The following is a 13,908-nucleotide window of genomic DNA, read 5'->3' as shown; positions in this document are numbered from 1 at the left end:
TACCCCAGGGAAAAAAGTAAGACTTCAACTGGGGCTGGACCACTGGCTCGAACCACGAGCATTCACGCTCCTCCAGACGTCGCTGGACAGCCCAAAGCGCGTAGTCGGCTACTTGAAGCCCCCATGACGATGAAGATTCCCAAACGCACAGGATGATGTTCCGGTCCTGGACTGCCTCATAAGCATTCGCTTTACAGAGAAAAGTAGTGTCAATTCGAGGCTTCTGCCGGTGGATAGCGGCGAAGACCTCGTTCCGAACAGCATGCCGGTCATTTTTCGCGTGGAAGCCCGCCGTGGGTTTGGGAATCAGGTAGTTATTGCCGGACCACCTTCCGACGGCTTGCCTGCCGGGCCCTCGCTCTTTGGCCCCTCGCCTGCCGGACCCGGCGCGGCTTCCGAAAAGCTGCGTGCCGCCCTCGAGCCGGCGATGGTGCTTGCCCCGATACTGATGAGGGCACCGAGGATCATGGCGGCGGCTTCTCCTGGTTCCAGCAAGTGCAATTGGGAGCCAATGGTGGCGGCTGCAACCGGTACTCCCAATTGGGACGAGGCCAGTACTGCGAGCGGCAGGGGCTGGCCGAGGGCCCGGAGGCTTCCGTGCACCAGCAGCGTTCCGAAGCCAAGGCAGATCCCGAGGAGGATCATCCGTGGGCTGCCCGCGAGGGTCCGCAGGTCAAGCGATGCCCCCAGCCAGACGAAGAACACTGGACCCAGGAAACCGTCGCTCACGGCGAAAAGCTGATGCGCCAGGCGACGGGGTTCGCCCACCGCGGAGACCACCAGGCCGAAGGAGAACCCGGCCAGCATGATGGAGACGTGGCCCAGAACCGCGAGTCCGGAAAGTGCGAAGAGCAGGGCCAATTGGATCCGCAGTTCCAAGGCGAACTTCCGGTCTTCGGATATGTCGTGCAACCGTCCGCGGTTGCCGCTGTTCTCCAGCCACCGAAGCACAAAGAACAAAACCAGCGCGCATGCCGCGACGACGGATGCCCCCACGGCCGCCCGGCCCGCGTTAGGCGGATCAACGGCTAACGGAAGCGCCACAATGCAAGCGATGTCAGCGATCGCCACTTGCGCCGTCGTCGTCAGGACCTTCGGCCCTGTCAGCCGGAGCGAGTCGACGATCGGCAAGACCAGTGCTGCGGAGGAGGAAGCGAGCAGCACGATGTAAAGGGGAGCATGTCCGGTACCGAAGGCGAAAGCGATGACGACTCCGACGACGGCGGCCAGCACCGCGGCGACGCCGGCGCGCAGGGCGCCGCTACCCAGGGCAGGGCGGATGGCTTTGTCCCGCACGGGGACGTGCGTCCCGGCCACGAACATGATGAGGGCGAACCCGACGTCGGCTACAAAGGTGAAGGTGGGATCCGAAGAGTCCACCAGTCCCAGACCCGTGCGTCCGATCACGATGCCCGCCAGCAACTGCCCGAGCACAACGGGAAGGTGCCATTTCCGCGGCAGCGCCAGGAGCGGCCCGAGGAGCGCGACTGCGGCGATCAGCGCAAGCTGAAAGAACGACACGTTCCTCCTTCTCCAGGCATGGCGGTTGGCCTGCGGTGGTTACCGGGGTGCATCAGCCAGTTTCAGCGGAATGTCCGTGTTCTCGTCCGTGTAGTAGCTTGCGCACACGCGGTGATAGCCGTCGGCTACCTGCGCGGGCATGCCCGTGGCCAGATCTCCCCGGACCATAAGGATGGGCGAGAGCTTCTTGCCCTCCTTGATTTTCTTCAGGTCCGAGGCCACGTGGGCGTTATCTTCCGGGAGCAACGCAAGGCGGGCGGCCCGGAGAATGTCCTTGGCTTTGCGGTGCTGGATGGGCGCCTCCTTGAGGGCGGCGACGACCGAGGCCACCACGTGGTCGGATTCCAGGAGGGAAAGGTAGTCTGCGGCGCTCGGGTAGTCCTGGTCCTCGGGCTCCGGCAACCAGCGGACTTCGCCTTTGTTATCGTCAGGCATGCGTTGTACTCCTTGGCCAGCGGTATCGGTTTGCAAACGTAGGCGGCGCCGGACGGGGGACCTTGGAGAGGTCCGTGCCGGGGCGTCGCCGTCGTAATTCAAGGGCGAGGCTTTCTTGGCCGCGGGCCATCGCCCAGTGGTGATTCGCGGCAAAAGCGGGCTTGAGCAGCCAGCTTAGTCGTCGGAGCAGTGGTTTCGATGTACTGAGCCGCCAGTCGTAGGTGACCACGGTTTCGGGGCCGTCCTGTTCGAAAGTCCACCGCCCGGTCCCATGCAGGTCGCCGCTCGCCGCGATCGCGAAACCTCGCTCCGTGATGGGTTCGGTGACCGTGAACCTCCAGCGAAGCGTGTACGGCATCCAGCCCTTGGAGTGCAGGGAGAAGGCTTTTCCCGTACCGTCGGCATTTCCCGGATCCAACGGAACAACCCTCAGATACACCGAGGGCCACCAGCGTGGCAGTGTTCCGGCGTCGCCCAAAATATCCATGACCTCACGCGGGGTCCCCGCGACGCGCCAGACAGTGAGGAACTCGTAGTCGGCGTTGCTCTTGGAAGTGCCGCCCATTGTTGCCTCCAGGGCGCGGATGGATAGTGGACTCACAGTACTCATGCCGTTGCACACGGTCAACGGCCCGGCTTCAGCGTTCACGCGGGCCGGTTACTCCCGGACGGTCACCGTCAGCCGTTGGATGTCGTTGTTTCCCATGCCTTGATAGTTCCACTCCGGCGTCCCGGGCTGGATCTGCCCGGTGGAATCCGTCGCACGGCATGCCAACTCGTGGGAACCGGGAGTTGCGATCCACGTGAATGTCCATCCGCGCCACGCATGCCGCCCGGCTGGAGGTTGAGGTTGGGCCTGCTCCCAGACCCCGTCCACAGAGACTTCCACGCTGTCCACGGTTCCTTTCCCGGACCAGGCCCGGCCGCTCAGTTGGACCGGTCCCGCCTCCACGGTGCGTTGCCGCGTGAAGAAATCGGGAACGCCGGGCGGAACCATGAGGGAGCGGACCTTGATCCGCTGGACGGGCTCGCCGGGATCGTCTGCATCTTGGGTATAGCGGTAAGAGTCGAGCTGTTGGTAACCGTCGAAGCTGTGGTCAATTGCCTCGATGGATTGCAGCCATTTGACGCTCGTCATCCCGTACCAGCCCGGGACGAGCAAGCGGACGGGGTAGCCATGCTGCGGTGGCAGGGCTTGGCCGTTGACCTCATAGGCGAGCAGGACGTCGTCGGACATTGCTTCCGCGAGGGTCAGGCTGCGCGCGTACTGATGCTCCACGCCGCCCTGGATCCCGCGGTCCGCGCCCGTGAAGACGAGCTCGACGGCGTCCGGCGACACACCGGCGTCGAGCAGCAACGGAGCGAGCGGGGTACCGGTCCACTCGGCGGTGCCCACTCCACCCTGGTCCCATGGCTGGCTCACGGGCCGCGGTTCCAGCCGCGAGCGGCCGTTGCCGGCGCACTCCATCGTGACGGCGTGGGTGCGGCGCTCGCGGTGCTGGAGGTCAGGCAGGGTGTACTCGTGCGGATGGTCCACGAGCCCGCCAATATTCAACCGCCACGAAACGGGATCGATCTGGGGAACGTCGAAATGGACCAGGAGATAGTGCATGCCCAGCGGTGTGACAGGCCATCGGAGCATCTCCAACGGCATGGCGTGGTTGCGCGAAGCTAGTTGCAGTTCTTCACGGGTGATGGGACCGGTGGTTGGGGTGACCGGTGCGGTTGGTTCTGTCGGAGCAGCGGGGGCGGTGGGGGCCGGGTTGGCAACAGCGGCGCCTTCCGCTGTGCGGCGGGTGTTGACGCTCATGCTCCCAGTATGGTCGTCCGTAGCGGTGGTGTCACTGGAATTTGCGCGGGGAAGAGTGGGCGCGTCTCGGTAGCGGGGGCGCCCCGGCGACGGATGCGCCGCGGTCCGCGTCCGACGTCGGGCTACTGGGAAAGTATTCTTGGTCTTTGGCGCTTGCGCTCCTGGACAAAGACAGTTGGAAGAAGGAGAGCCTCCGTGAAGATCCGAGCCCCACGACTCGACGTCAGCGGTGTTCTCCTTGTTTGGGCCCTGATATTCGGACTTTGGCAACCTTTTATTTGGTGGCGGGGGATTGTCGCGGCCGTGTGTTTGATCGTCGCACTGTGGGGCTTTGTTGCTTGGTACCGGCGTCGTCCGAGGCAGGGGCGTTAGGTCATTTGAACGGTTAGGGCTACCCCTTCTGGACAGAGCGGACGACTCCTAACTGAGAAGGGAAATTGTCGGGGTCTCCGATTACCGTGGGGCGCATGACTGACTCCCGCGACCTGGGCTTGCCCGTCGGCTACTCTGAACCGCTTGATGCATGACGACTTTTGCGGGCGCGTGGCAGGAAGGGCCAATTGCGCAACAGCTTGTTGCCCAGGAGTCCGAACTGGCCCAGCAGATCGCGAAAGATCCGTACAACTTCGAATTCCTGAGCCGTGCCGGGCGTTGTTCAGTCTTCGAGGTAGGCTGGAGTGAACAGCAGGGTCAGGCCCTCGGCCATGGTGGGATGCGTGATGATGGCGTCGCGCACGGCGGTGTAGTCCAGCCCTGCCAGCATGGCCATCTGCACCACTGCGATGGCTTCGCTGGCTTCGGTTCCCAGCAGGGCGGCACCCAGGATCTTGTTCGTTTCGCGGTCAATGACCGCCTTCCAGAAGCCTTCCAGATGTCCCACGGTTCGGGCCCGGGGAACGGCCGTCACCGGCATTTTCGCGATGCGGACGGTGTGGCCGGCGTCTCGGGCCTGCCGCTCGCTCAGGCCTACCCGGCCGAGCTCGGGGGTGGTGAACACGCAGTAGGGAATCAGCCGGCCGTCGGTGCTGCGCGGCTGGCCGGCGCCGGTTCTTGCGGCCAGATTGGTCTTGAGCACGCGGTAGTCGTCATAGGAGGCGTGTGTGAACTGGGGTGTTCCGGCGGCGTCACCCGCTGCCCACACTCCGTCGGCAGTCGTGCGCAGCTGACCGTCCACCCGGATGTATCCGCGGTCGTCAAGTTCCACGCCGGCACCTTCGAGGTTCGCGCCGCCGGTCATTGGCTTGCGTCCCACCGCCACCAGGATGTCTTCCGCGCTCAGGGTCTCACCGGAGGAGAGCGTGAGCGTGACAGTGCCGTCTGCGGCGCGGGCCATCCTGTGCGCCCTGGCCCCCAACCGCACGGCGATACCGGCGTCGGTGAAGTTCTGCTCGATAGCAGCGGCAACGTCCGCGTCCTCCCGGGCGAGCAGTTGTCCCCCGCCCTGGACAAGGGTGACCCTGACGCCGATGGTGTTGAGCAGGTCCGCGAATTCGCACCCGACGTATCCGCCTCCCAGCACGATGATGCTCTCCGGCAGCGATTCCAGCTCCAGCAGGGTGTTGCTGGTCTGCACCCTCGACTCCGCCAGGCCTTCGATGGCCGGCAGGAGCGGCTCAGTGCCCAGGTTCAGGACGACGTCGGCTCCGCGCAACGTTCGCACGCCGCCGTCGCGCAGGGTCACCTCGACCGTCCGGGGAGCGACGAACTTTGCCTCGCCGAGGATGAAGTCCATGCCCGAGCCGGTGAAGGAGGACAGCTGGCCCTCGACCATGGTGTCCACGACGTCTTCCTTGCGGTGGCGTAGCAGTTTGAGGTCCATTTGCGGGTCCTCCGCCCCGGAAATGCCGAATTCGGCGGCCCGACGGATGGTTTCCAGGACCCGGCCGCTGTTGATGAGGGTCTTGGTGGGGATACAGGCAACATTGATGCACGTCCCCCCGATCATCGAGCGTTCGACCATGGCGACGTTCCTGCCGGCCCGGGCCAGGTCCAGGGCCAGGGTTTTCCCGGCCTTTCCGCCGCCGACCACCACCAGGTCCACATCCTCGATGTCCATGCGTCCCGTCCCGTACTGTTGCCTGCCCCGGCTATGCCGCGACGATTACCAGAGTCCCGGCCAGCCTACGCCCCCATGCAGGTTGCTTCGAGCACTCCCCGATGCATTATGTGGTACCAAGTCGATGAGGAAAGGGCATTAACGTAGGCGCCATGGAGGCGGCGTCGGCAGGGTTCCCCGGCTTGACGCCGGAGTTAAGTCCTTAGACGGCGCCGGCTTCCGGGATGAGGCCTCGCTCTGCGATGACCTCCTTGACAAGCGTCAGGGTGTTGAGCACCCGCCGGAACCCGATATAGGGATGCGACGGATCAGCGCACCGACGATCTTCGTCAGGCCCACGGTGAAGCCGGTGTTGATGTGCAGCTTCAGCTGGAGCTCGGTGCCTAGGGCGACCAGCGTGGAGGTGGTCACCATCGTCTGCTCCTGCTGGGTCAGGCAAATCCGCTCAAACCGGTTACAGGTCATCCCCCAGGCAGATGGGTGGATCAAGGCTTAGTGCGGGAAGAAACCGACGTGTCCGTAGAAGACGGTGATGCTGAGGAACAGCCACATCATTCCTGCGATGAACAGCGACACAGCGAAGACCCAGGCCACCACGCGATTCTCAGGAGCGAACGGGGCCGTGATCGCGGCGACGCCAGTGATGGCGTAGGCGAACGCCATGTAGAGAGCTTCCAGGATGGAGCCCGCCAGCATCCCAGCAATCGGTTCCTCCTTCGGGGGATGCCACATCCCGAACTCGAGTCCGGCGACGGCGATCATGATGAGCCCGATGCCGCCAAAGGCACCCGCGTACAGGAACGGCCGGACGGTGGCCACGAGCTCGAGCTGCCCCCCGCGGTCGACGGCGGTTCTCTCGGCACGCAGCAACGCTATGGCCCCGAAGAACACCAGAAAGCCAAAGAACATGGCGGGTTCACCGAAGGTGAGGTTGTCCACCGCACAGCAGGGGACGCCGGGAACGGGAATCTGTTTCAGTGGCCACGTGAGGGTCATGTGAGTGCCGGTGACGGCCAAAAACAACCCGAGGGCTGCAAACATCCAGGCCCATCCGTCGATCGTTTTGCGACCAGGTTGCTGGACCACTCGCAGGAAGACGAGTGCCAACAGCATGATGGCACCAGCGACCATCGCCATGGTCGTGTTGTAGGTGATGCCCTGCTCAAGCATGCACTACCCCCGTTCTGCCCGAAGTGCCTGCCGAATGACCAGCAGGCCCGCGCACGCCGCGAATGTGGCGGACAGGATCAGTGCACCCATGTCGCTACTGATGGCTGCCCAGAGGATCGCCGACAGGACAACGCCGACCACCAGGATCGTAAAGACAGCCTTGACCAATATCGCTCCCCACCGGCGAGTTTGCCCGTCGTTGAGTTCAATCGGGAGCCCGGTGAACGCATCATGTTGGGACATATAGATGTCTTACCACGCGTAGGCATGGACTGAAAGGGGCAATTGGGGCACGACGTTGGCCCTCGACGCCGGGTTGCAGGAACCGGCCGATGAATGGCTGTCGCTGCCGAAGGACAAGGGCGCGAATGCCGCGCTGAAGGTCGCCTCGCTCGTGGCCGGGATGGTTGCCGGGGCGGACAGCATCGATGACATGGCCCTGTTGCGCGACCCCGGGATGTGCAGGCTCTTCCCTAACAACATGAGGAGAGCCGGACGTTGGTTTCCTTGGGGCCGATGGCCTGGCAGCCCGCGCACGCGTCCAACCCTGATGGTCATCTCCTGAACGGGCAGCCACGAGCGGTTGAATGGGAACGTGCGAACACGTGGCCAGCTCGACCGGGAAGTGATGCTCGTGTTCGACGCAGTAGGGACAAAACCATTACGGTCAACCTCACACCGGACCCGTCCACACGGTCTCCCCGGGGATCTTCCGATACATCCGTGCTGACTCAGCTCATAGTCAGCTTCCGATCGATGGCGTCGCGGGGACCTCGGGCCGTTTGGCTGTCCGCTCGTTCGGAACGGTGACCATGATGGCGATGATGGCGATCACTACCATGAGGAGGTTGAACAGGATACCCACGGCACCGCCGAACCTGAGGCCGACGTTCTCCTGGTTGCCGATGAACAGGCCCCAGGACCTGATGGTGGCCGGGTCCATGGACTGGGCCGCGACGTACAGGGCCGCGGAGACGGCGACGCCGATCGCGTTGCCCAGCGAGGAGGCCATCTTGTAGATGCCGGCGGCGGCACCGGCCTCGTCGTCGGGTACGTTCGAGAGTGCCGCATCCGTGGAGGGTGTCGCGTAGAAGCCAAGACCGATACCGAACAAGGTGAAGCCGATGACTGCCAACACGATGTATTGCCCGATGAGGGTGAACGTCATTGACGTCAACAGGATTCCGACGCCGGCGATCGCGCTTCCCCAGATCATGGGCCGCTTGGGGCCGAAGCGCTGAAGCAGTTTCTCCCCGACGCGGATGGTTGCCAGGATCGCCACGAGGTAGCCGAGGGTCAGCAGACCTGACTGCAATGAGGACAAGCCTGCGGCCACCTGGACCAGGCCGAGGGAGACGATCAGCGTCCCGGCCGCACCATTGAGCAGGAAATTCGAGAGGGTTGCTCCGGCGAACGTCGAGTTGCCGAAAAGCTTCAGGTTCAGGACTGGGTTGTTCCTAGTTGTCTCGATTCCGAAGAAGACGAGTGCAGCCACGACCGCGGCAACGATGAGCCCGATTCCGGTCCAGCTGAGCCAGCCGATCCGCGGGCCCTGCGAGATATACACGTTCAACGCCACGAGCGCGATGATGAGGCTCACCATGCCGCCCCAGTCGAACCTTCCGCCGGCTTTCCCGGCAGACCCGGATTCCGGGGTGCGACGCAGCAGGAATAGTGCGATGACCGAGAGCGCGATCGAGATCCAGAAGATCGACCGCCAGCCCAGGAACGATGTCGCCATCAGGCCGCCGAAGAGGGCGCAGAAGCCCGAGCCTCCCCACGAGCCGATCGACCAGAAGGACAGCGCACGCTGGCGCTCCTTTCCCTCGTAATAGTTCTTCACCAGGGCCATGGTGGAAGGCATAATGCACGCCGCAGACAATCCCTGAACGACGCGGCCACCGAGCAACGCCGCCGCAGTGAGCCCACCGGCGTTCTCGGGAGTCAGCGCAATCAGGAGGGACCCGAGAATACTCAGGTAGATGCCGACGTTCATGAACCTGACCCGCCCCAGCCGGTCCGCCAGCCCGCCGGCAACCACGATGAAAATGCCGGAGAACAGCGAAGTGATAGACACCGCCAGATTCCCCAGGGTCCGTTCGATCCCCAGTGATCCCTGGATACCTGGGATGACGTTAAGCAGGGTCTGTGCGAACAGCCAGAAGTTGATGACAGCCAAGACGATGCCGATCAACCATGCGTCGTTCGGTTTCCACTGAGTCCCGGTCGTGGCCGCGGACTGGGCGGTGCTCATGGTCTTGCTCCTAATTGGAGAGGTACGACAGTGCGGCGACCACATGGGTTTGGACGCCGATGGACAGGGCCGGGTCGATCACCGGCGCGAACAGCGGGGAGTGGTTGGCCGGTATGTCCCGGGCTACTGTCCCGCGTTCGACGGCGGCCCGGTAGGTTTCGGGGTCCGCGCCGCCGAGGAGCCAGAACGTGTATGGCACGCCGAAGGCGTCCGGAATGCGGCTGCAGTCCTCCGACGCTGTCTGCGGGTGGGCCTGGCGCACGGAGTCCGCCCCGAAATGGGCGGAGAATGCGGCCCGGACCTTTTCTGTCACGGCCGCGTCGTTGCTGGTGAGCGGGAACTGGTCGTAGTACTCGAAATCGGGGTCTTGCGGTGATCCGGCGGCGGAGCACTCGCCCCTGACTATCCGCTCAATGGCAGTGAGGACGGACGCACGGACCTGGGTGTCGTAAGTGCGGATGTTGAGCAGGAGGGTGGCGCGGTCCGGGATGATGTTCGACGTCGCTCCGGCGTTGAGCGCCCCCACCGTGACAACGGCGAAGTCACCAGGCTTCGTCTCGCGCGAGACGATGGACTGCAGCCTGAGCACGATCGAGGAGGCCAGTACCACGGGGTCAACTGACATGTGCGGCATCGAGCCGTGCGCGCCCTTCCCGTACACGGTGATCTTGAGCGAATCCGCGGCCGACAGCACGGGGCCGGCTGTAGTGGCCACGATCCCCGCCGGGATCGGCATCACGTGCTGGGCGAAGGCGACGTCGGGCCGCGGCACTTTGGCCACGAGTCCGTCGTCGACCATTGCTTGTGATCCGGCCCCGATCTCTTCGGCCGGTTGGAACAGCGCGATGTACGTCCCGGACCAGGCTGTGCGCCCGTCGGACATGAGCTTGGCCGCGCCGACCAGGGCAGCGACGTGGAGGTCGTGCCCGCACGCGTGCATGACCCCGTCCACGGCCGACGCATAAGGCAGCCCCGTATCCTCGGTGACTGGCAGGGCGTCCGTGTCCGCGCGGGCAAGCACCGTTGGGCCGTCCCCGTTTGCGAGGATCCCGACGACGCCGGTGCCCCCGAGGCGTGTTACGGCATAGCCGAACGCGGTGAGTTTCCCCTCGACGAGCTTCGAAGTCTCCTGCTCCTCGAGGCTCAGCTCGGGGTGCCTATGCAGATCGATGTACGTATCCCGGATCCAGCCGAGCTCCGCTTCAAGGCCTGCCAGGACTGCTTCGGAACCGCTCATGGACCTTCGCTCTCAGTAGCAGTTCGGAGCGCCTGGGCGAGCCGGCGCAACCGGGAAACCCAGCATAGACCCGGAAACCCCAGCGGGGGAGTGCCGTCCAGTCCCGGACAGTTTCCTCCGAGTGCGCCGCGCACCGGACCGTGGCGGCATGCGGGGCGCCGTCGCCGGTCCGAAGACCTTTGGCCTACGCCATCCGGCACATGCTCACCAACGGCACACTATTCGAAGATCTCGGCTCGGATCACTTCCAGCGCACTACCGCAGAACGACCGCACGTCATGTCGTCCACCAACTCCGCCAATACTTTTGTAAGAGAGTTGGCTTCAGCGCAGTCCAACAGGTCGAAGTCGGTCCTGCCGCGGAGGAGATCAACGGTCGGCCTCGGGCCGGCCTCGCATGGGACGCACTGCAACCGTCAGGTTTATGTTCCTCCAATCGGCGGCTGCGCTTCAGGAGGCGGCGATTCCACTGCCACAACGAGGACAATCTCCGTAAGTTATCCACCGCTACGGCCGTCAGGGTTCCACCCCAACGGCACCCTATCCAGCCGTGGATAACCCGAATTTGACTGACACCCATCTGTGGAAAGCTGGGGTGGTGGGCCTGGGGGGTGTTCCCCTGCGGGGAGGCCCCGAGTGAACGGGGAACGAGGAGCGTCCCCTCGGCTGGAGGGGGCGCGCGGGTGCTGCCGGTTTCGGGTTAGTTCCCGAGGAGTTTCGTTCCGTCGTGGGGGTGGAAAATATGCGTGCCGGGAACCTGGATCGGTCAGCCTTCTAGTGCTGTGGAGCGGTATGCGGGCAGACTTGGTGAGTGTGTTTCGGCCGTCCCCGATACGTCTATGGTGCCGGTGAGCCTGTGGGTTAGTTTGGTGGTGGGGGCACAGTTTCTTGTCCGCGGGCGCCGCTCTCATATTCTGTAGCTAACCCTCTTCGGCTCGCGAAGGATAATGGACGTTTCTTCGGACTGAGTTGGTGGAGAGGCCGCACAATGGCAAGTCTTTCCTCGAGGAGTTCGGCTAACGCGGTTTGTAGACGTCGGAGCGGTGTTCGATCCGGTGGACGTAGAGGATGCGCTCTTCGATGTCGAGGGTGAACAGCACCCTGTAGTCGCCGCGCCGTGCCGTGCGGAGTCCGAGCAGTTCGTTCGTGAGGGGCTTGCTGAGCCGGTGGGGATTCTCGGCAAGTGCGCCGGTGACGAATTCGATGATCGCGGTTGCTGCTTTCTCCGGCAGCCGCCGGAAACCCTTCAGTGCCGGGCTGGTGACCTCGACGTTCCATGGGGCGGAAGCGGTGGATTTTGCGTCGGTCACCGCGGTGGCAGCCCGAATTCACGACGGAGGTCTGCGCCGCTGGTCGTGTTGCCCTCGACGATGTCGCGCCGGGCCTGGTCCAGGTCTTCGCGGATGCCCGGCTGCGAGAGCCAGTGGATGGTCTCCTGCAGGGATTCCAGGTCATCGGCGGACATCAGCACCGCTGACGGGTGCCCGTGCCGGGTGATCTGGATGATCTCGTGCGTCGTGTCTGCTTCCTCCACGAGGGCGGACAGCTTGTCCTTGGCTTCGCTGAGCGGTACCGTTCTCATGCTGGGAATTATAGCCTGATATCAGGCCATCAACTAGCCTGACTTTTAGCCGATAAGCTGCCTTGTGTAAAGTAATACTCTGCGTATCTCATCAGATGAATCAATTCGCCCCAATCCCCTGGATCCGCCGGGGCGGGCTCGCTCACCCCGGGATTGCGCGGATTTTTGCGCCTCTGCAACCCTGACGGGCAGCTTCCCGGACGATCCAGACGGCTGCGCGTGGTTGTCTGTGACGGCGTGATCGTGAACCTTTCTTCCGGAAGTACGTTGACGAACTCGGCAATGACCTTCCAGGGCCGGTGCAGCCGGTCGGGGAATTAGGCCTTCAGAGTTTCAGGACCATCGACGAAGCCGTCAGCACAGGGTTGGGTATTCCGCTAGCCGTCGAAGTCTGACGGCCACGATGCACTCGAGAGGTTGCCGGTACTCCGCGCCATCGCCGATGTTGGGCGGCTGAGGACGCCTCGCAGAGTCTCCGCTCGACGGTTTGGTGCGAACACCACCCAACCACACAGTGCAGTGGTAGTTTGCGGTTATGGCAAATGCCCTCGCGTGGTTCTCACAGTCCGGTGTGGTGCAAGGATTGATTCTCGGTGCCGTGCTGGCGTTCTTGACGGCGATCCTCGTGATGAATGCCGTGGGCAGGGCGGTCACAACGACTGTCAACGGTTGGAGTGCCATCCGGAAATGCGGCCAGCCTGGCAACGGAGTCCTCGTGCGGGCCGCCTGCGCCAAGGCCCTGCCCGTCGTCAATGTGTTTGAAGAGGCCGCGTACTGGACGACCACGGTGGATGGCTCAGGGCAAACGCTGAGCGGCGGGAATGGATATGTCCTGCATTTTCCTCCCGGGAAACTCCCGCCGCATGATGCGTTCTGGTCGCTCACCCCGACCGATACCGTCGGGTACATGGTGGATAATCCCACTCATCGCTACAGCGTTGGCGACCGTTCCCCTCTCGTGCAGAACGCCGACGGTTCTGTCGACATCTATCTCCAGCATGAGGCTCCGAGCTCCAGCATGAGGCTCCGAGCGGCTACGAGCAGAACTGGTTGCCCACTCCTTCCGGGAAGTTCAAGCTGATGTTCCGGGTGTATCTGCCCGGCGCGGCGATTCTCGACGGCACGTACCAATTGCCGAGCATTGTCAGGGCGCATTGAAATGAACCGCCTCATCTTGAAGTACGGACGCCCGCTTACCGCCGTCATTCTGGCGGTCTTCGCGTGGGTCATCTACAGGCGGATCGCCAACGGGGACGGGATCATTCCACTCGTCATGGCTGCGGTTATCGTATGGGGGCTCGGCGCGCCCGCGTTCATCTACCTCTGGCCGCGACTCACGGTCAACGGATTCAAGAGGGCGATTCTCAAGCACGGGTTCGGTGAGGGCCCGATCCCCGTCAACACGCTTTACGCCGTGCCCGGCACCTCTTCGCCGTCGACGTCGCGCGGGAGCCTCATGGCAACCGGAGCCGACGACTTGCTCTACGTCGGTGGCTGGCTCGACTTGAGCGAAGGGCCGCAAGTCCTCCACATACCGGACATGTCCGGCCGTTACTTCAGCGTGCAGTTCACCGACTCGTCGAAAAGCACCAATTTTGCCTACGTCGGCAAACGCACGACAGGAACCAAAGCCGGCGACTTTCTCCTCAGCGGGCCCGGTTGGAAGGGAACCGTTCCGAACGGCATGACGCAGATTTCTTCGCCAACCGATTCCGCACTCGCTATCGGCCGTGTCTTCGTCGAAAGCGACAGCGATCTTCCGACCGCTTACTCGCTCGCGAAGCAAATACAGATCGCGCCGCTGAAGCAGTAGCGGTCGACGTGACCGGCCCGGATGTACGACG

Annotated in this window: 15 protein-coding genes and 1 pseudogene; 4 read left to right on the top strand and 12 right to left on the bottom strand. The window is 63.6% G+C overall.

From position 1 onward, the window contains the following. Nucleotides 1-306 precede the first annotated feature (306 nt). The 8 genes from ACSVHC_RS08365 to ACSVHC_RS08330 form a co-directional block, all read right to left on the bottom strand. A complete protein-coding gene (locus ACSVHC_RS08365) occupies nucleotides 307-1,521 on the bottom strand; it encodes a cation:proton antiporter (protein ID WP_437772322.1) in 1,215 nt (404 codons plus the stop codon). A 39-nt stretch (nucleotides 1,522-1,560) separates the two neighbouring features. Beyond that, entirely contained in the window at nucleotides 1,561-1,956 is a 396-nt protein-coding gene (locus ACSVHC_RS08360) for a hypothetical protein (RefSeq protein ID WP_437772323.1), read from the bottom strand. Next, nucleotides 1,949-2,521 (bottom strand): SRPBCC family protein, encoded by a 573-nt coding sequence (locus ACSVHC_RS08355; protein ID WP_437773951.1) that lies wholly within the window; start codon nucleotides 2,519-2,521, stop codon nucleotides 1,949-1,951. Before ACSVHC_RS08355 ends, ACSVHC_RS08360 begins: the two co-directional genes overlap by 8 nt. A gap of 93 nt (nucleotides 2,522-2,614) precedes the next feature. Beyond that, nucleotides 2,615-3,766, bottom strand: a complete 1,152-nt coding sequence (locus tag ACSVHC_RS08350) for a sulfite oxidase (RefSeq protein ID WP_439180802.1) — start codon at nucleotides 3,764-3,766, stop codon at nucleotides 2,615-2,617. 655 nt (nucleotides 3,767-4,421) lie between these two features. After that, nucleotides 4,422-5,822 (bottom strand): dihydrolipoyl dehydrogenase family protein, encoded by a 1,401-nt coding sequence (locus ACSVHC_RS08345; RefSeq protein ID WP_437772325.1) that lies wholly within the window; start codon nucleotides 5,820-5,822, stop codon nucleotides 4,422-4,424. A gap of 261 nt (nucleotides 5,823-6,083) precedes the next feature. Then, nucleotides 6,084-6,236, bottom strand: coding sequence for a carboxymuconolactone decarboxylase family protein (locus ACSVHC_RS08340; RefSeq protein ID WP_437772326.1), 153 nt, complete (start codon nucleotides 6,234-6,236; stop codon nucleotides 6,084-6,086). A gap of 78 nt (nucleotides 6,237-6,314) precedes the next feature. Further along, nucleotides 6,315-6,992 carry a DUF981 family protein gene (locus ACSVHC_RS08335; RefSeq protein ID WP_439180801.1) on the bottom strand — a complete coding sequence of 226 codons (678 nt, stop codon included), beginning with the start codon at nucleotides 6,990-6,992 and terminating at the stop codon, nucleotides 6,315-6,317. A gap of 3 nt (nucleotides 6,993-6,995) precedes the next feature. Beyond that, the gene (locus tag ACSVHC_RS08330) at nucleotides 6,996-7,235 is read right to left on the bottom strand and encodes a hypothetical protein (RefSeq protein ID WP_437772329.1); all 240 of its coding nucleotides are present in this window, start codon (nucleotides 7,233-7,235) and stop codon (nucleotides 6,996-6,998) included. A gap of 55 nt (nucleotides 7,236-7,290) precedes the next feature. Here ACSVHC_RS08330 and ACSVHC_RS08325 point away from each other — a divergent pair. Then, nucleotides 7,291-7,464, top strand: a pseudogene (locus ACSVHC_RS08325) (IS1380 family transposase); the annotation flags it as partial. Nucleotides 7,465-7,734: 270 nt separating this feature from the next. Here ACSVHC_RS08325 and ACSVHC_RS08320 read toward each other — a convergent pair. The 4 genes from ACSVHC_RS08320 to ACSVHC_RS08305 all read right to left on the bottom strand — a co-directional run bounded on the left by ACSVHC_RS08320 (nucleotide 7,735) and on the right by ACSVHC_RS08305 (nucleotide 12,064). Then, nucleotides 7,735-9,246, bottom strand: a complete 1,512-nt coding sequence (locus ACSVHC_RS08320) for an MFS transporter (protein WP_437772330.1) — start codon at nucleotides 9,244-9,246, stop codon at nucleotides 7,735-7,737. Between the two features lie 10 nt (nucleotides 9,247-9,256). Then, on the bottom strand, nucleotides 9,257-10,483 hold the full coding sequence (locus ACSVHC_RS08315; protein WP_439180799.1) for an amidohydrolase: 1,227 nt from the start codon (nucleotides 10,481-10,483) through the stop codon (nucleotides 9,257-9,259). A 1,015-nt stretch (nucleotides 10,484-11,498) separates the two neighbouring features. Further along, nucleotides 11,499-11,792, bottom strand: a complete 294-nt coding sequence (locus tag ACSVHC_RS08310) for a type II toxin-antitoxin system RelE family toxin (RefSeq protein ID WP_437772332.1) — start codon at nucleotides 11,790-11,792, stop codon at nucleotides 11,499-11,501. Then, nucleotides 11,789-12,064 carry a type II toxin-antitoxin system Phd/YefM family antitoxin gene (locus ACSVHC_RS08305; RefSeq protein ID WP_345450542.1) on the bottom strand — a complete coding sequence of 92 codons (276 nt, stop codon included), beginning with the start codon at nucleotides 12,062-12,064 and terminating at the stop codon, nucleotides 11,789-11,791. Before ACSVHC_RS08305 ends, ACSVHC_RS08310 begins: the two co-directional genes overlap by 4 nt. A 535-nt stretch (nucleotides 12,065-12,599) precedes the next feature. On the opposite strand from ACSVHC_RS08305, the gene ACSVHC_RS08300 reads away from it, so the two are divergent. From ACSVHC_RS08300 to ACSVHC_RS08290, 3 genes are read left to right on the top strand one after another with little or no spacing between them, the layout of a single operon-like run. Then, entirely contained in the window at nucleotides 12,600-13,145 is a 546-nt protein-coding gene (locus tag ACSVHC_RS08300; protein ID WP_439180798.1) for a DUF1214 domain-containing protein, read from the top strand. Then, complete coding sequence (locus tag ACSVHC_RS08295) at nucleotides 13,115-13,222, top strand: hypothetical protein (protein ID WP_439180797.1); 108 nt, start codon at nucleotides 13,115-13,117, stop codon at nucleotides 13,220-13,222. The genes ACSVHC_RS08300 and ACSVHC_RS08295 overlap by 31 nt, the downstream gene beginning before the upstream one ends. Nucleotide 13,223: 1 nt before the next feature. After that, entirely contained in the window at nucleotides 13,224-13,877 is a 654-nt protein-coding gene (locus ACSVHC_RS08290) for a DUF1254 domain-containing protein (protein ID WP_437772334.1), read from the top strand. The last annotated feature ends 31 nt before the right edge of the window (nucleotides 13,878-13,908 follow it).

The sequence above is a fragment of the Arthrobacter sp. KNU-44 genome, from assembly GCF_051843155.1.
Lineage (GTDB): Bacteria > Actinomycetota > Actinomycetes > Actinomycetales > Micrococcaceae > Arthrobacter.
The sequence above is the reverse complement of the archived record's forward strand: the minus strand, read 5'-3'. Positions and strand labels throughout refer to the sequence as shown.